Source organism: Paenibacillus solanacearum (genome assembly GCF_910593845.1).
Taxonomy (GTDB): domain Bacteria; phylum Bacillota; class Bacilli; order Paenibacillales; family NBRC-103111; genus Paenibacillus_G; species Paenibacillus_G solanacearum.
The window spans coordinates 246718-264433 of record NZ_CAJVAS010000001.1 but is presented as its reverse complement, the minus strand read 5'-3'; the positions used below and the strand labels follow the sequence as shown (position 1 = coordinate 264433).

15 protein-coding genes are annotated in these 17716 nt (G+C 51.6%); 3 read left to right on the top strand and 12 right to left on the bottom strand.

The genetic code is table 11. The annotated features are described in order from the left end of the window. Window position 1: 1 nt before the first annotated feature. From KXG62_RS01095 to KXG62_RS01085, 3 genes are all read right to left on the bottom strand, one after another. Window positions 2-1099, bottom strand: coding sequence for an amidohydrolase family protein (locus KXG62_RS01095; protein WP_218090050.1), 1098 nt, complete (start codon window positions 1097-1099; stop codon window positions 2-4). Between the two features lie 273 nt (window positions 1100-1372). Beyond that, window positions 1373-2683, bottom strand: a complete 1311-nt coding sequence (locus tag KXG62_RS01090; protein ID WP_218090049.1) for an ABC transporter substrate-binding protein — start codon at window positions 2681-2683, stop codon at window positions 1373-1375. Window positions 2684-2812: 129 nt separating this feature from the next. Then, window positions 2813-3640, bottom strand: a complete 828-nt coding sequence (locus tag KXG62_RS01085; protein ID WP_218090048.1) for a helix-turn-helix domain-containing protein — start codon at window positions 3638-3640, stop codon at window positions 2813-2815. A 203-nt stretch (window positions 3641-3843) separates the two neighbouring features. Here KXG62_RS01085 and KXG62_RS01080 point away from each other — a divergent pair, with 203 nt between their 5' ends. After that, window positions 3844-4269, top strand: a complete 426-nt coding sequence (locus KXG62_RS01080) for a MarR family winged helix-turn-helix transcriptional regulator (RefSeq protein ID WP_218090047.1) — start codon at window positions 3844-3846, stop codon at window positions 4267-4269. Between the two features lies 1 nt (window position 4270). Here the strand turns inward: KXG62_RS01080 and KXG62_RS01075 are convergent, their stop codons facing one another. Next, on the bottom strand, window positions 4271-4690 hold the full coding sequence (locus KXG62_RS01075) for a MarR family winged helix-turn-helix transcriptional regulator (RefSeq protein ID WP_218090046.1): 420 nt from the start codon (window positions 4688-4690) through the stop codon (window positions 4271-4273). A 129-nt stretch (window positions 4691-4819) separates the two neighbouring features. On the opposite strand from KXG62_RS01075, the gene KXG62_RS01070 reads away from it, so the two are divergent. Further along, on the top strand, window positions 4820-6316 hold the full coding sequence (locus KXG62_RS01070; RefSeq protein WP_218090045.1) for an MDR family MFS transporter: 1497 nt from the start codon (window positions 4820-4822) through the stop codon (window positions 6314-6316). A 125-nt stretch (window positions 6317-6441) separates the two neighbouring features. On the opposite strand, the gene KXG62_RS01065 is transcribed toward KXG62_RS01070, so the two are convergent. The 3 genes from KXG62_RS01065 to KXG62_RS01055 form a co-directional block, all read right to left on the bottom strand. Beyond that, window positions 6442-7731 (bottom strand): ABC transporter substrate-binding protein, encoded by a 1290-nt coding sequence (locus KXG62_RS01065; RefSeq protein ID WP_218090044.1) that lies wholly within the window; start codon window positions 7729-7731, stop codon window positions 6442-6444. A 408-nt stretch (window positions 7732-8139) separates the two neighbouring features. Continuing rightward, window positions 8140-8601: an MEKHLA domain-containing protein gene (locus KXG62_RS01060; protein WP_218090043.1), complete on the bottom strand. Its 462-nt coding sequence runs from the start codon at window positions 8599-8601 to the stop codon at window positions 8140-8142. Between the two features lie 103 nt (window positions 8602-8704). Further along, window positions 8705-9520 (bottom strand): GDSL-type esterase/lipase family protein, encoded by an 816-nt coding sequence (locus KXG62_RS01055; protein ID WP_218090042.1) that lies wholly within the window; start codon window positions 9518-9520, stop codon window positions 8705-8707. A 484-nt stretch (window positions 9521-10004) separates the two neighbouring features. Between KXG62_RS01055 and KXG62_RS01050 the strand changes: the two genes are divergently transcribed. Then, on the top strand, window positions 10005-12884 hold the full coding sequence (locus tag KXG62_RS01050) for a fibronectin type III domain-containing protein (protein WP_218090041.1): 2880 nt from the start codon (window positions 10005-10007) through the stop codon (window positions 12882-12884). Between the two features lie 67 nt (window positions 12885-12951). On the opposite strand, the gene KXG62_RS01045 is transcribed toward KXG62_RS01050, so the two are convergent. From KXG62_RS01045 to KXG62_RS01025, 5 genes are all read right to left on the bottom strand, one after another. Next, on the bottom strand, window positions 12952-13758 hold the full coding sequence (locus tag KXG62_RS01045; protein WP_218090040.1) for an alpha/beta hydrolase: 807 nt from the start codon (window positions 13756-13758) through the stop codon (window positions 12952-12954). 284 nt (window positions 13759-14042) lie between these two features. Next, entirely contained in the window at window positions 14043-14459 is a 417-nt protein-coding gene (locus KXG62_RS01040) for a VOC family protein (protein WP_218090039.1), read from the bottom strand. A 138-nt stretch (window positions 14460-14597) separates the two neighbouring features. Next, complete coding sequence (locus KXG62_RS01035; RefSeq protein WP_218090038.1) at window positions 14598-15398, bottom strand: carbohydrate ABC transporter permease; 801 nt, start codon at window positions 15396-15398, stop codon at window positions 14598-14600. 10 nt (window positions 15399-15408) lie between these two features. Further along, entirely contained in the window at window positions 15409-16302 is an 894-nt protein-coding gene (locus KXG62_RS01030; RefSeq protein ID WP_246627241.1) for a carbohydrate ABC transporter permease, read from the bottom strand. A gap of 32 nt (window positions 16303-16334) precedes the next feature. After that, on the bottom strand, window positions 16335-17675 hold the full coding sequence (locus tag KXG62_RS01025) for an ABC transporter substrate-binding protein (protein ID WP_218090037.1): 1341 nt from the start codon (window positions 17673-17675) through the stop codon (window positions 16335-16337). Between the last annotated feature and the right edge of the window lie 41 nt (window positions 17676-17716).

The window sequence follows — 17716 nt, the reverse complement described above, 5'->3', positions numbered from 1 at the left end:
GTTATCGGGCATCTCCTTCCACAGCAACCGCTGGCGCGGAAGTAAGACCGTACAGCTCAATCGCGTTGTCGGCGAATATTTTATCGCGAAGCTCCTTGCGGATCGGCCGCAGCGCTATTTTCGGGTTATCGTAATCCCAATGCGGATAATCCGAGGAGAACATAACCATATGGTCCGCGCCGATCATATCGAAGATCTGGTTGATATGGTCCGGCCGGGCCGGCTCCTCGATCGGCTGGGTGGTCAAGCGAATATGTTCCGTAATGTATTCCGACGGCAGCCGCTTCAGCCAAGGCACCTGGTCGCGCAGCCCTTTAAAATTTTTGTCCATCCGCCACATCAGATGCGGCAGCCAGGCGATCCCTCCTTCAATCGCCACGAACTTGAGCTTCGGAAATTTCTCGAATACGCCCTCGCACACCAGGCTGTTGACATGAGCCATGTAGTTGATCGGCAATATGTTATGCCACTCCAAGTATCTTGTCGGATAACCGGATGGCGTCGGCGCCCCGTTCGGCCCTCGGCCCTCCGTTCCTGGATGAATCGCGACGGGAAGCCCGTGACGCTCGGCGGCTTCATAGATCGGATGGTAGAACCGCTGCCCGTACAAAGTGCGGGCGCCGCTGCACATGATGACTTGGAGCATGTCCGGATGTCCGGCCATCCGGTCGATTTCTTTCGCCGCTGCGGCAGGATCGGAATGGTTAATCAGAATCGAGCCCTTGTACCTCGGACTCGCCTTCAGCCAGGTGTCCGTAAGCCAGTCGTTATAGGCCGACGCGACCGCGTTCGCGTAGTCCGGGTCGGGATGCAGCGAGATGCCCAGAATGCCCGATCCGGTTAAAATCGCATAGTCGATGCCGTTAGGCTCCAGATGATGCTTCAGTAGGAAGTGCGGGTCGCTCCCCGGCGGTCCGCCTCCATCCGGCACCGCATCCTTGCGCATCACCCCGACCGGCGAATACCAGCCGTAAGTCGCTCCCGCCCCGGAGCCGGACCATTGTTCGTGCCATACTCTGGGCAAATAGGGAAGCAAATCTTTGGATTTCGCAATCGCATTGTGGACATCCGTATCAATCAATTTCGGCCTGTTACTCATCGTTTCTCCTCCATCCGAATCGTCGTGTTATCGGTTGTTGTGAATAGAATAAAACGAATGATGTCTCACGTACATGAACGTAAATCATCGATAACTGGATTATTGTTATGCAAGCTTGCTCCGACGGATCTCTACCGCCGGAAACAGCGAACCCCCGTTATCGCAGAGAACGTCGTTCTCCCGGGCACCGGGGGCAAGAGGTGATTCGGCCTGTAATAGTGACACGGCTGAACCCCTCGGATCGCAGCGAGGACGCAGCTCATGTGCGGCCGATTATTTCACTTGAATCGATTCGATTTCCTTTTTGGCGGCTTCCGCCGAATCCCGCAGCGCCGAATTGATGTCTTTATTTGCGAACAGCGTTTCTTTCATCGCCGCGACGACGTGCTTTTCCGCGATGCTCGTATATTCGGTTTTCGGGATGGCAGGCGCGTAGCTTGCCGGTACAAGCGCTTTCAAATTTTTGCCTTTATAAAACTCGGCGTATTCGCTGCCCTTGCCGAACTCCTTCAGCACGTCGGGCGTCGTCACAATCGGCGGAAGACCCATGCGGGAGGTGAACAGCTGGAATTCGTCCGTCGTAAAATACGACATGATCTCGAACGCCTGCTCTTTATGCTTGCTTTGGCTCGTCAAGTAAAAATAAGCCGGGTATGATTGCGGCCCTACGCCCTTCGCCTCCTTGAACGATGGAAGCGGCACGACATCCCAGTTCACATCGGACATCTCGGCATCGCGCCATACCGTCGAGAAGGCGAACATCGCTGCATTTTGCGTCTTGGTGAAGGCCGCTTTATGGATAGCCGTATTGGTCGACATGGCATCCTTGTACGTCTCCATGCCGGGGAGCTGGAAGAAACGAAGCCAGTTCTTCACAAGCCCGGCATATTTATCGCTCGTGAACACAATTTCGTTCGTCTTGGCGTGAATGGCCGGAAGCGACAGCTGGTTATGCGAGAGCATATGCCCGGGAGACATAATGTACCCGTAATACTGCACGCCGGCATCGATCCGGGTCAGCTTCCGCGATAATTCATACAGTTCATCCCATGTCATGCCCTCGGCTGGATACGGAACAGCGAACTTGTCGAATATATCCCGGTTGTAAAATAAAGCCATGGTCGACGTTCGCACCGGCAGCCCGTACATGCCGCCGCCTGCGAGCTCCTTCTGGATCGCGACCGTCGACGGTTCGAGGCGGGACGTGTTGTAGTTGTATTTCTTTATCAAGTCCGACAGGTCGTATTGAAAATTATACTTAAGCACCGCGCTGTTCGTGAGTCCGATGGACGTAAGGATCAGATCGATCTCCACACCCGAAGTCACGAGCGCCGCCAAGTCCCCCGTCACATATTTGACGGTCACATGAGGAAACTTCTCCTTGATTTTGTTGCCGTACTCCACCATGAAACGCTCTTCGGGATGCTTATCAACGTTGTATACGGTCAGCTCCACTGGGTCTTTCTTTGCCGCAGGCACGCCGCCAACCTCATTTCCCGTTTCGCGTCCCGGACTGTCCGCACCGTTGCAAGCGCTTACGAAAATCAGGGCAATGATCGATATCCAGGCTTGTTTACACCGCATTCGAACTGCTCCCCCTCGCTTCCCCGCATGCTCCTCGGGTTTCTAACGTTATCTTACCGTCCGGGCGTGCGATGCGTACATGGAGAAATAATTCGATAAACTGGATAATTGTTATGTGTTGCGTTCGTACTACCCGTTACGGAATTCCCGCGGAGGAATGCCGACATGAGCCGTAAACAGTCTTGTGAAGTAGAACGGGTCCAGGAGCCCGACCTCCCGCGCGATTTCGTTGATCGCCAGCCGGGTTGTCTTGAGCAGCTTCTTCGCTTCATCCATGCGGATTTTTTGCAAATATTCAATCGGCGTGTACCCGGTATGCCGCTTGAACAAGATCGAGAAATATCCCGGAGACAGCGAAAGCTGCTTGGCAAGCCATTCCCGTGAAATGGCCGCTGCATAATTGGCCTTCATTAGGCCGATCGCTTCTTCAACATATTTGTAAGGCGCCGAGTTGGAAGCCGGATCACTGTCCCGCAGCACATCGAGCTTGCTCAAAATATCGAGCATCGCCAGTTTGACGCGCCACTCGTATCCTTTATTTTTGGCTGTCCACAGCTTGAACGCATGCTCGAAATCGTCCTTCATGCTGCGGTCCGTCACACGAAACGTCTCCGGCAGCGGCAATATTCCCGTTTTGTCGGTCCATAACGATTGCGAACCTTCCCAGCGAACGAGCCCATACTGGTAGCTGAACGAATAATGTCCAAGGGGACGATCCGGGCTCGAGGTAAGGAGCAAGCGCTGCCCGGGCTTATGCTGGAATACCGTCCCTTCGGATATTGCCGTTTTTTTATGCTCCAGTTCAAGCGTGCCCTCCCCGGTATACACATAGGCCAGCAGATGCATCACCGTCGATTCCCGAAAGAGCGTGTACTGGAACTCCTCCCAATACGTTTGCTCCCGGTGGTTCATATGAAGGATTCTCGGCGTGAATCCTTCCAGAAATTCATAGTCCATCGTTGCCGCCACCTCCATCAACGATTCCCTTGATACGTTAACTTTACCTTCTCATCTTCTGCTTCGCAATGCAGGAATGGGACCGCTTCATCTCGAATTGATATAATGAGATATATTTCGCATAAGAAATATAGAACGATCAAGAATAGAACGTTACCGCGCGAATGGCGATCACAGCAACCTCTGACAGGAGGCACATCCCAATGAATGATTATAATAAATATGCGTTTCGCATTCGCAGCGCAATGCAAAAAACGCAGCGCGAAATCGCAGCGAAAATGCTGACGCAATACAAAACCAAATTAACGAGAGTCCAATTTTACCTGCTTCAGCTCATTGCCGATGAAGAACCGTGCAAAGTAACGGACATCGCCAAACGATTCGGCGCCAATCCGAGCACCGTCTCGACGGTTGTGACCCGTCTTGTCCACGAGAAGCTGATCACCCGGGAATACGGCAACAACGACCGCCGGAACGTATTCGTTTCCATTACGCCGCTCGGCAAAGAAGTGCTTGAAGAGGATTTGCGCAACTACAGTCAAGTATTGGAGCATTACTTGTCCCGCCTGGAGCCGGACGAGCTGGAAGCCTTTATCCTTACGTTCGAGAAGCTCGCTTCGGTCAAATAGTTCATTCCACAAAGGTCCGGTTCAGCCGAGCGAGCAGTTCGCCGAATTGCCGGCGTTCTTCATCGGTCCAATCTTTAAACAACTGTGCATGTCTGGCCAGCCGGGCTTGTTGCGCGTCCGACAGCTTGCGCATGCCTTCTTCCGTCACTTGAAAATAGCTTGACCTGCCATCGGCGGCATTGGGCAGCCTTCGTACATATCCTTTGGCTTCCAAAACCGCCGTTTGCCTGCTGATCGTCGATATATCGAGCCGGAACTCATCGGCAAGCGCTTTGACGCTGGTCGGTCCGCCATCCTTCGAAAGCTCCGTAAGCAGCGTGTAAGAGGACCGGTCCAGTCCTCCCAGCTCCTTGTCCAGCGAGCTTCTGCGGATCAGTACCACCAATTCGTAATCGATCCGTTCAAGATCGTTCTTGTTCATTATATGATCATTCCTTCTGCATGTATTGACATCCGGGTCGGTAGTTGTATAATACAAATACTGTCAGATGATTGTATCATACAACTATTTGTGAATAAACCCCATTCTCATTGCATTGCAGACGCGTTCATGCCGCCCGTTGCTGACGGACCGACGGCAAACTATGCAATAAAAGGCGGCGAAGAAGTGGCAAACGGCACATCGAGTAAATCGGCATTTTGGCTCATTATTTTATCGATTTTTTTCGGGAATTTCATGTCCATCCTCAGCTCGACAACGATTAACGTCGCATTCCCCATCTTTCTTAAGGATTTTCATGCCGACCTCGGCCAAGTTCAGTGGATGATCACCGGATTTTTGCTTGCGACCGGGATCGTCGCTCCGGTTGTCGGTTATTTCGGTGATCGTTGGAGTTACAAACGGCTGTATGTCGGTGCATTAACCGGTTTCACGCTGTTCTCCGTCTTATGTACGGTCGCTTGGAGCATCGAATCGCTCGTAACGTTCCGCATTATGCAGGGCGCATTCAGCGGCTTGATCATTCCGACGACGATGACGATGATTTACCAGTTTATCGAAAAAGACAAACAGGCGTTTGCGATGAGCCTCTGGAGCTTATCGTCCATGCTGGCCCCGGCGTTCGGGCCGACCTTGGGAGGCTGGCTCACCGAATATTACGGCTGGCAGTCTTTGTTTCTGCTCAATTTGCCGATCGGCTTGACGGCCATCGCCGTTGCGTGCAAATGCCTGCCCTATCACAAGGCGCGCGCGTCCAAATCATTTGACTTACCCGGTTTTGTTACCGTTTTGCTCAGCAGCTCGCTCATCATTTTATCGTTCAGCGAGGTGAACCGTTGGGGTTGGATCTCCTGGAAAACGCTGGGCTGCCTGCTGGCCGGAGCAGCGACACTCGTGTATTTCATTCGCCGTGAGCTGTCCTTGAAGGACCCGCTGCTCAACCTGAGCGTGTTCCAATCCAGCCGGTTCACGTATTGCTTGCTGATCAACTGCATCATTACGGCTTCATTATATTCGGGGACGTTTCTCATTCCCATCTTTTTGCAGGACATCCAGCAGTCGAATCCGCTGCATACGGCGCTCGTGCTGCTGCCCGGTTCATTGGTGATGGCTTTGTTCTCCCCAGTCGTCGGAAAGCTGTATTCCCGCATCGGGCCATTCTGGCTGATTATGGGCGGTATTGCGCTGCTGATCGTCTCCAACTGGGAGTTAAGCCGCATCTCCCTTCAAGCTACGCATCTGTACGTATCGGTCTGGATGACGATTCGCTATGTGGGCATTGCCCTCGCCTTCATGCCGGTGATGAACGCCGGGATGTCTTCCATCTCGAAGGAGAAATCGGGGCATGCCTCCTCCGTTACCAACTGGGTGCGACAAGCGACCGGCGCCTTGTCGATCGGCGTCTTCAGCTCATTGCTCGCGGCCAGATCGCTGACGCATCAGCAGGAGCTCGGAACGATTCCTCTCGCCCGGGAAACGGGTATGACATTAGGCGTGCAGGATGTGTTCTTGACGGCCACCGTCATCTGCATAGCCGCTATTCCGCTTACTTTTGTATTACGGGAAAGACGGAGCAAACTACAGCAGGTGATGGAAAAGATCGGCTAGAGGCTGATAGGCCTACCCATCGGTTTAGCAAGTTTTCCGTTAAACGTTCCATCCACTCCCGTTTGGGCCCGCGGTCAACAAAAAGAGCCCTCCCCATCGGGTTGGCTCCTGTCATGATGCATTATCTATTTTTGCTTGATCTTCGGAATGAGCAGCTTAATTTCCTCATCCGCTTCCCGCAGCGCGGTGTTAACATCTTTTTTGCCGGCGACGACGTCGGCGACTTTGGCGTTGAAAATTTTTCTGACATCCGCATGGCCGGAATAAGCCGATGACGGGGTGTACGGGGCGATTTTGCCTTTAAAAACAGCCTGCACATTTTTCCCCTTTAGAAAGTCCATCTCGGTACCGAAAGCATCCTTCACCGTCTTGCTGTTTAGCACCGGCACAAAGCCGAATTTTTTGGCCATCGTCGTCTGCACTTCTTCAGAAGTAAGCACCGAGATGACTTTCATCGCGTCATCCTGGTTTTTGCTCACTTTGTTGACGCCCATATACATCGTATCCCCGAGTCCCTTCAGGCCGTCATACCCTTTGTAGCTCGGGAGCTGAACCATATCCCAGTTCAGACCGTTCTTGGTCGCTTCCGGCAGCGAAGGCAGCAAATTCGTGAGGACCATCGCCGTGTTCTGATCTTTGACGAACGCATTGACCACATCCGCAAACGCGCTCCCCTTCGGCTCGTTCCCGGGGATCATGACCAAGCTTGAATACAAGGTAAGCAGCTGCTTCCATTGGTCATTATTGATCGTAGGCATATCCGTCTTCGGATCGAGCAGATCGATCGGCAGACCGCCCTTCATGGCGAAGATGCTCTGCGGGTGCAAGCCTTTGTACTGGAAGCCTTGATCGGACTTCGACACTTGCTTCGCCAAGTTGATGACGTCTTCCCAGTACATGCCGTCTTTGGGATACGAGACACCGAACTTATCGAAGATGGCTTTGTTGTAAAACATTACCGTTGGACTGCTGTAGAATGGCAGCGCCGCCAGCTGATTGTCGATTTTACTCCGCTCCATGAGCGCCGGGTCGAACTTCGCCAGATCGACGTTCTCTTTCTTCACCAATGGCGACATATCCTGCGTCAAACCAAGGGCAGCGTATTGCTGCATGCTATTGGAAATGGTAAAAATATCAGGAAACTCCCCGGCGGTCACCAATTCCTCCGGGTTTGTTCCTTTGCCCCGGGTGATTTGCTCCAGCGTAATGTGCGGATACTTCTTCTTGACCGGCTCCACATACAGCTGCTGCCATTGATCGTCCGGCACGGCCACCCATTGGTACAGTTTGATCGTAACCGGCTTGTTGGGCGCCTGAGCGTCCGGCGCGCTTGGCGTCGTCTTCCCTCCGGAACATGCCGCCAGCAGACTTAGCGCTGCCAACGACGAAACGATAACTGATAATCTTTTATTCACTGTGTATTCCCCCTCTATGTTTTACAGCAATCCATAGATGATTCTGTTTCGCGCCGCCTTTGTTGAAAGCGTTTCACCCGCGATAACTTTATTATAGAATAATCTTTTCCGGGGCGCTCACAGTACATTGCTAAAAATTATAAGGATGTTGCTGTTCCTAGGCGGCATTCGTATATATTTGCTATTTATTATCAATATGTTGCTTATGCTCGCCGGAGGCAAGCGAGCGCAGCTCCAGTCTGCGAATTCATCCGACGACTGCGCGCTCGCGGAGTGGAATCGCCGTGCCGGGGGCCATGACAAATAGCCGAACCGCGATTTCAGTCGCAATTCGGCCGGACTATGCAGGCATGAATATGGCAGTGTCGCCCTCTTCCTTGATGTTCGATGCAGCGAAGCTTCTCGATGCTATACTTCGCGATGCGTTCGAAATGCGGCGGCTTGACCGTGAATAACGCCGTTCTCGTCGGTCACGTTCCATACCGTCGCCTGCATAATATAAAATCGCTTGCCGGTACTGGAGATTCGAACTCCGGTATAATCGTCCACATACCCGCGCTCGCCGACGGCTTGCATAAACCGGGCCCGCTCCTCCCGCTCCATCGGCTCCGCCGTAAGCCTCGAAGGTGTCCGCGTGAACGTATCCCAGTCCATCTCCCACAGCTCCAGCGCCTTTCGACTGCCGAAGTTCAGTACCGGATCGGCTTCCGTTCCATGCGAAAGAACGACGATCGGGGCATGGAACAACGCTTCGAACGGACGGTCAGGATCATTCGCTTCATCCAGAAGCGACTTGCCCGTCCATCTTCGGTAGCTGTCCATTAGGCGGACGGCATGCGTATCGGTTCCACCAACGCCTGTATACCTCATGTGCTCGTACGCCTCCTCTATCCATTGAATATAAGAGTAGTATACTGCACTGCGATATCTGATGGCGAACACTACGTTCGCACCGCTGCAGATTGGCGTCATATCATAGATATTTTTTTAAATTGTTGAAGACAACCGAGTATCCATTTTCGAACATGTGCAGGCCATCCTTGGAATACTCTTCCTTTAAATTTCCTTCAGCATCCATTAGTCCTTCGTTCACATTAATGAATTCGTATAGGTGTTTTTTGGCCAATCCCTCAATGGCCTCATTTGCCTCATGAATGGCTTGATTTGTTCTTGTCTTAAACATTTGTTCCTTTGTCGTTTTGTTAATTCCAGGAAAATCGGCTTTTGCATTAACCGGAAAATACGCCATAACAAACACCTTGCAATCTGGCAATCTTTCCTTAATTCTTGTTAAAATTCGATCATAATTGGCAAGCAAGTTTTCTTTTTTATATTTCGGTGAACTGATATCATTTGTTCCAATATTAATAAAAATCTTTGATGGTTCCAGCTCAAAAATACATTCTTCCATTGAAGCTAATAAATCTGCTGTAACAAAACTGCCGACTCCGCGATTATAGACACGATAGTTTTTGTCTAGCGTTTGCGTAAATTTATTAATTGGAAAGCCTTCCATTAATGAAGAACCAACGAATACTGTCTTTCCCTTTTCTACATGTTGATTTTGGTCTTTGTACCTTTTCACTTTCTCATTCTTCTGCTTTTGAACATTGGATACGGTTTTATTCTGCGAGTCAGGAACTGCGGTTTTGGGTGTTACCTGTTCCTGCTTCGCCGGTTCCGTCTTGTCGGAAGATGGTTGGTTGCTTTCCGTCGTTGCGACCTTACAAGCTGTAATTCCGAATACCATCAGTGCCACAAGAAATGTTATTCCAGCTGTTCTTCTCACGCGATAAACCTCCCTGTAATCGGCAAACTCGATCAGCTTCCCTATCCGAAATTTGTTTATGGGGCTGGTTGTTTTTGTATTTATATTAATCTTCATTCTTTTATAACGAAAATACATATTTAAATATAGTTGATATAACCAAACGGATATAAAGTTCAGGCACTACGGAACTGAGCGTCCTTTCTGTGCCAGGTCCATAGCACTGCACCGGAAAAAGGACCATTATCTAGGGCAAGCAGCACGGACATTCCGCGAGTTTCTTTTCGGATTTTTTGCGAAGCTGAACCTCGGCATATAGCCTGAAGGTTATTTACAATATACAAAACTATATATTATGCTGCATGGAAAGGGTCCGATATAATAGACGAAGAAAGCGCATTCATAGTCGCAACACGAAACTGAGCGCTTGGAGGCAGATCGTTAAAATTAAGTATAGGGGGTGAAATGAGAAAGGAGTCTACCCTATTAACGAGGAGAGAGAATCATGAAGAAAACGTCCTTTGTAACCGCAATCGCAGGCGCCCTCTTGCTGACAAGCTTGTTCCCGGTGACGACTCATGCGACTCCAGTCAGCGCGACCATCAACATCAATACGAGCGCTACAACATCGTACAACCCGGATTTTCGCGGCTTGAACAACGAACCGGAACGTACCGCCATCCGAATCAACGATGCGAACGTCATCAATGCCGCAAATTATTATGGACGAATCGGTTTTCTCAGGTGGCCTGGAGGCACGCCTACCAACAGCTATTCCTGGAAGCTCGGATCTACGGATGCCGAATACAACGGGCAGGCAATGAAAGAAGCGGGTCGCTACTACCCTCAATTGTATGCGAGGCGCTATCAGCTCACCAAAGGCGGCGAGCGCATCTCCGATTACGTGGACTTTCTGCAACAAACGGGAGCCAAGGCGGTCATTATGGTCAACGTCTTGCAGTATAATCCGGAGCAGTCGCGTGATCTGGCCAAATATTTGTACGATAATCATGTGCCCGTGCTTTACTTTGAATTAGGGAACGAAATTTCGTACTACACGACAGGCATCGGCGGTCAACAAGCGGCATTCAAGTCCGCCACCGACTATTTGAACAGGGCCAAGACGTTCAACGACATTATCAAATCGGCGTATCCAGGCGCCAAAACCGTCATTTCTATGAGCAACAATCAGGCGGCAGGCTTCGACAACGAAGTCTACAGCTATCCGAACAAGTATTGGGATGCGATTACGACGCACAGGTTCAAAGGCGACGGCGCCACCGCAAGCGCTGCGATGACGAACGCCAACGGGTTCTTGGACAGCTGGAACGCGCTGATCAACGGCAATTACGGGGTCAATTTGCCAGGCACCCCCCTATTTCTCGGCGAGCACGGCGTCGCGCTGGGAGGGGAACTGTACAACTCGCAGTATCACGGCATTTACGTAAGCGAGTCGATTCTTCGTCTGGTGACAAATTCGAGCATCCCGTACTTGGCGGGTTATACCTTTACCAACGGCGTATTCACCCCTGGCACGAGTGACAAAATGCTGCTGGAGGACGCCTATCAAAGAGGAACCACCGTGGACACGTCGACTTTAAATTTCAATCCGTATTACGGCGCGCCAGCCGCTTCGCTGAAGGTCATCGACGGCGCTATCAATCAAGGTACAGTCGCCTGGGGCACATCGGTCACAGGTGGCAGCACCGTCAGCAAGACAGGCGGCACGATGCCGGCGTTGTTCGCACAAGCGTTCAGAGGCGACAACGGCAAAAATTATGTCGTCATTACGAATAAATCGGCCGATGAGCACGAAGTTACCGTTCGGATGAACGGCAGCAACGTGACCTCCGCACTGACCAAGACGTACACGACTGCGACTGATCCGCTGGCGAGGAACAGAGGAGCCAGTTTGATTAATGTAACGGTTCAATCCGGCTCGACGAACAATCCTGTGCTCGTGCCTCCATACAGTGTCATGAGGGTGGAATGGACGCGCACTAGCAGCCCCGATGCGCCACGCCCCCCTGTGCTGATGACGACGGCAGCCGGCAATCAATCCGTAACGCTGAAGTGGCAGGCAAGCTTGAACGCTGCGGGATACAAAGTGAAGTACGGCACCGCTCCCGGCAGTTACACGACGACGGTGGACGTGGGCAATAACCTGACTCGAACGATAACCGGTCTTACGAACAACAGCACGTATTATTTTGCGGTGACGGCATACAACGCCACTGGGGAGAGCGCGGTTTCCAACGAAACGTCTGCGACGCTGTCCGCTCCAGCAGCCCCGGAAACCAGACGCGCTTTCGGGGAAACGATCAGCAACATCGGCGTCGAGTGGAAAATCGTGCCGGGGGCAACAGGGTACAAGGTCAAATATGGAACGACTTCAGGTACGTATACGAACACGATCGATGTCGGCAACAATATTGGAAAATTAGTCAGAGGTTTGACGGTAGGCACGACGTATTATTTCGTAGTTACAGCGTACAACGGAAGAGGAGAAAGCGGTCCTTCGACGGAAATGACAGCTGCAGCGCCAAGCTTCCTGCCGCTCGCACCGCACAACGCCGCGATCACGAGCGAGACATCCAATTCGATCAGCATCAAGTGGGAACCTACCCGCACGGAGACGTATCGTAAGTATTTTGAAGACGGCACATCAAGCGGTTGGACGGCCAAGCAGGGAACCTGGTCCGTCGTATCCGATAGCGGCCGGAACGCAGGCTTCTATCAATCGCCTCTCACGGGCATGGGCGTGACGATATTCGACTCCATCGTGACCCCTAATTATGAAGTAGAAACAATGGCCGAAAAAGTCGAATCTGATTCCAGTAAAACGGTGTTTGCTTATGGTCTCGTGGCGAGGTATGCGGACAATTCCAACTACTATAAGTTCGTTTACAACATTAATGAAGACAAATTTAAAATCGTCAAACTCCAGAACAACACAGAAACCGTGCTAACTTCCATCACCCGGACCCAATTACTGGAGAATAAGAACGTTCCCGGTATGGATTTAAATAATTTATTGATGTACTTCAGAGTTGAAGGGAACACGCTCATAGGCTCAGTCAACCAGTTTGGACCGATTTTGACCGCAACGGACAGCACGTTCTCCAGCGGCAAATTCGGCTTGTACTCTCTGAATGAAAAGGTGAACTTTAACTGGGTGCGAAATTACCGCGACAACGCGGATAGTTACACGGTTTACCGTAGTACGGGGCCTACGGCGAACTTCAGCGCTTTGCAAAGCGGCATTACGGGTACTACGTTTACCGACAATACGCCGACTTCCGGTGTTACGTATTATTACTACATAAGGGCTGTGAACAGCAACGGAACCAGCTATCACCATTCCAACACATTGCGCAAAAACTAAGCGGATTTAACATGGGACACCTCCTCGGAGGCGTCCCGCTTTGTGTTTCGGTATTCCCGATTCCAGATTAAAAAAACTGTTCGGTCAAAAATCGATCGACAGCTTGCAGTGCTTCGGCCTGCGCGGAGGTTGTCACCCCGCTTCCGATGCTGTGCTTTATGCCGTGCTTTGCGCCAGACAAGACGACAAGCTCCGCCTGCTTCCCCTGGGCAAGGAGCTTATCTCGAAACTGGATGGATTGCTCAAGCGGAATAATGTCGTCTTCGTCGCCGTGAATAAGCAAAACGTTAAGCTCGCTGCCGTTGATTCGGTCAATCGGCGATGCGGATTCATACAGCCCTGCGGATTCTTCGTCAGGCTGCCCGAACAACCCGGCTATGAGCGGCTTCGTATTGTCGTAGTTGTCCTTGGGATGCAGAGTGGTCGCTGCATAATAAAGTACGAGCGTACTTAGCCTCGTATCGAGTATGGGCATTTCCGGCGTCCAGCCAAGCTTGTCATCGGCATCGATCGTCCCCAGCAATGCGGCCAGATGACCTCCCGCCGACGACCCGACAGCAGCAATCCGGCTTGGATCAAAGCGATACTGATCCGCACGTTCCATGAATACGGACAGGGCTAGCCGGACATCTTCGATTTGCGACGGATAAACCGCGCTCGGAGCGAGACGGTAGCCTACGGAGACGCATGTGTACCCTTTCTCACAAAAATAGGCAGCGACCGGATGCCAATGCGTTCGATTGCCAGATTTCCAGCCTCCTCCATGAATGAAAAAAAGTCCGACACCGTTGGCGTTGTCGCCCGGTATGAACAAGTCCATCTTTTGCAGCTCGTGATTGCTGCTGCTGTAAGGTACATTAAATAATTGTTCCATTGGAAGACCTCCGATTGTTCTGGATACAAGCAATAATTAACCATCCGTTCCCATGCAAACCCTTCCATTCTTGTAGACAAATCGCTTTCTCAACAATGGTAAAGCAGAACCGCTTTGTATTCAACCAAAGGAAAAGTCGATTTCGTCATCAATGTTGCCGACAACATTTAAGTTGGAAATGTATGTAAGCAATACAAAAACACCGCCCACTGTAGCTTGGACGGTGTTGGGTTTGGATGTATGGCGGCGAGACGCTTGTTCGGCGCGCGCGCTGCTTCCCAAGTTTATTGTTGCATGACGAACGACGGGTCCATGTACATGATCTCCCACAAATGTCCGTCGAGATCCTCGAAGCTTCTCGTATACATAAAGCCGTGATCTGCAGGTTCATTGGAGACGCTTGCTCCGGCGGCCAGCGCCTTGTCCACAATCTCGTCAACCTGCTCCCTGCTTTCCGCCGACAAGGCGACGATCGCTTCCGTCGTTTTATGCGCGTTGGCGATATCTTTCTTCGTAAACGTCCGAAAGAAATCTTCGACGAGCAGCATCACATAAATATGTTCGCTGATCACCATGCTTGTTGCATTGTCGTCCGTGAACTGGGCGTTAAATTCAAACCCTACCTTCGAGAAAAAATCAATCGACCGCTGCAGGTTCGCAACCGGCAAATTCACAAAAATTTTGTCCGCTGTCAGTGCCATCTTCTTGATACAGCTCCCTTCGCTTACCGATAATTTCTTTACATCTTCAATATAGCACAGGGACGACACGCGGATTTCTTAAGGATTGCTATATTGCTTGTTGCCTATCGACTACCGTTTAGCAGCAGCAAACGGTAATTATTTGACGCCGGAATGCATGAAGCTGTTGATGAATCCCTTCTGAAAGGTGAAAAACCCGACCAGCAGCGGGATCGCGATAATTAACGTCGCCGCCGTCACCTCTGCAAACTGGGCGCCGGTCTCGGAGGCGTGGGCGAAGATGGCCAGTCCTACCGTGAGCGGCCGATTTTCCGGCGAGTTCGTAACGATGAGCGGCCACAGGAACGCGTTCCAGTGATGACTGATCGAGACGATGCCGAAGGAAATGATCGACGGAATGGCCAGCGGCGCGTACACCTTCACTATAATCTGGAGCACGTTGCAGCCGTCCATTCGCGCCGCTTCCTCCAGCTCGTACGGCACCGACTTGAACGTTTGCCTGAGCAGAAACGTCCCGAAGGCGGACGCAAAATAAGGTATCATGATGCCGAGCTTCGTGTCGATCAGCTGCAAGCTCTTGAGCACTTGATAGTTTTGCACGATCAGAATATCCGGAGGAACCATAATCTGCATCATGACCAGCATCAGAAGCGCGTCCTTACCCCAAAATCTCAACCGTGCAAACGCGTATGCCGCCAGAATGACGGTCACCAGCTGAACGGCCAAAATGCCGATCACGATCTCAATCGTATTAATATAATATTGGCCGAAAGGAGCAGCGTCCCACGCCCGTATATAATTGTCGAATGTAAACTGCAGCGTCCACCCGGAGCCCACGATCATATCGCGGGGCCGAAACGAGGTTAATACGGTCCAAGCTAATGGGATGATCCAAATGGCAGCCAGCAGGTACATTAAGCCGTATTTCAGGTAGCGCATTCCAATCATCCTAACTGTAATGAATTTTTTTGTCCAATCCGAAAAATTGAACGCAGGAAACGATCAGCAGCAGCACGATGAGCACCACGGTGAGCGTCGCCGCCATCCCTTCATCCCAGAACTTGAATGCCGTCTCGTAAATATGGAACAGCAGCAAATTGCTCGCATTGTCGGGTCCCCCGCCGGTCATTACCGGCAAATGATCCACCAGCTTAAACGTGCCGGTCGTGGCGATAATGAAAATAAACAAGGTGCTGGGCATAAGCAGCGGGAACGTAATTTTCCAAAATACGAACCACGGTCTGCCCCCGTCCACTTCCGCCGCTTCGTACAAATCTTTCGGAATGTTCTGCAGCCCCGCCAAGTAAAATACCATCAAAAAGCCGGCTTCCTTCCACACCGCCATGACGATGGTGGCTCCAAGCACCGTATCGACGCTGCCCAGCCAGTTCACCGACGGAATGTGGAACCATTCGAGAATACTGTTCAAGATCCCGTATTTCGGCGTATAAATAAACAGCCAAATGTTGGCGATCGCAACAGCCGGAATAACCGTCGGGTAAAAATAAAACGTGCGCATGAACCCGCCGCCCCGAATCGCCCGGTTAACGAACAAAGCCATCGCCATGGCAATCGCCATCGCGACGGGCACGGTTCCCACCACAAAAATAATCGTATTGCCAAGCACCTTCCAAAACTTTTCGTCTTCCCACAGCTTCTGATAGTTTCCCCAGCCGACAAATTGCGGAACACGGATTGCCAGCTTCTTCATGAAGAAGCTGGTGTATACCGTCTTGAACAGCGGGTAAAACGTAAACATCGTAAGGAAGACGAAAGTAGGAAGGAGAAGCAGCCACGCTTGCCCGTTTTCTCGCAGTCTTCTGGCCATCAACCGCTTCTCCATTGAACACTCCCCCATTCGCTTGTGACCGTTCGTTATTTGTTGAAAGGAGCGAGTACCTTCTCGGCCGCTTCCTGCGCCTTCTTGAGCGCTTCTGCCGCCGTAGCGGTCCCCGTAATGGCGGATTGCAAATTATCGTTCCATATTTTCCCGACTTCCCCGGAGTTATGCGTAGAGAACGAGGCAGAAGCATATTTCAGCTGGTCGCGCGCCGTTACGGCTTGCGGGAACGATGCGATATACTTCTTCATGATCTCCGTCTCGTTCGAGCTTCTCGTCGGCGCGACATAGCCCGTGTCGATGCTGAACTGGGCAAGCCGTTCCGGCTGCGTCAGCCAGCGGATATACTTCCATGACGCTTCCTGACGTTCTTTGGCAATGCCTTTAAAGATGTACAGGTTCGCGCCGCCTACAGGCGTGCCGAAATTTTTGCCGGCCGGGAGGAACGCCGTACCGAATTCGAACTTCGCGCCGTTCTTGACCGCGCCGAGATTGCCTGTCGTGTGATACATCATCGCCGTTTTGCCGCTCATGAAATCGGACGGAATCGTCGCCCAGTTCGTGGCGCCTTCCGGCATTACTTTTTCCTTCTTGATCAAATCGATCCAGAATTGCAGCGCTTTCACATTTTCCGGCGTATTGAAAAATACTTTTTTGCCGTCCTGGTCCATCAGGTTTTTGCCGTTTTGCAGGGCGAGCGCCTGGAACATCCAGCCGATATACTCGGTCGACGATATTTCAATACCCCAGCGGCCGGGCTTCGTCAGCTTCTTGGCATATTCCGTCAGCTCCTGATAGTTTTGCGGCGGTTTGTTCGGATCGAGACCGACCTCTTTGAACGCGTCTTTATTGTAGTACAAGATGATCGTGCTGCGCTGGAACGGAATGCTGTAGGTTTTGCCGCCGGTCTGCGCATTGGCCAAAAAGCCTTCGTAAAAGTCTTTAATATAGGCGTCTCCGCCATCCTTGGCGATCAAATCGTTCAGTGGAATGATCGCGTCCATATCGAGCAAGGTGAACAAATCGGTCGAGGAGACCAGCATCAGATCGGGCGGCGTGCCCCCCATGACGGCCGTTTGCGCCTTGATCAGCGTATCCTGGTTGCTGCCGGTATAAATCGGCTTGACCGTAATCCCGTCTTTATTCTCCTTGTTGAACTGCTCAGCCAAACTGTCGAATATTTTCGTTAACGGCCCGCCGACCGCCACCGGGAAGTAGAACGACAGTTCGATCGGCTTGTTCGATTTCGGCGCGGTATCTCCGCCCGGCGTATTCCCTCCGGCGGAAGGAGCCGCAGGCGCGCCACACGCCGTAAAGAGCAGCAAGCATGCGATGAGAACGGTTACAATGATGGATCTGGCATTGGAAAAGACCATTGTCTTTCATCTCCCTAGGCTTCGATATGGATAAACGATGA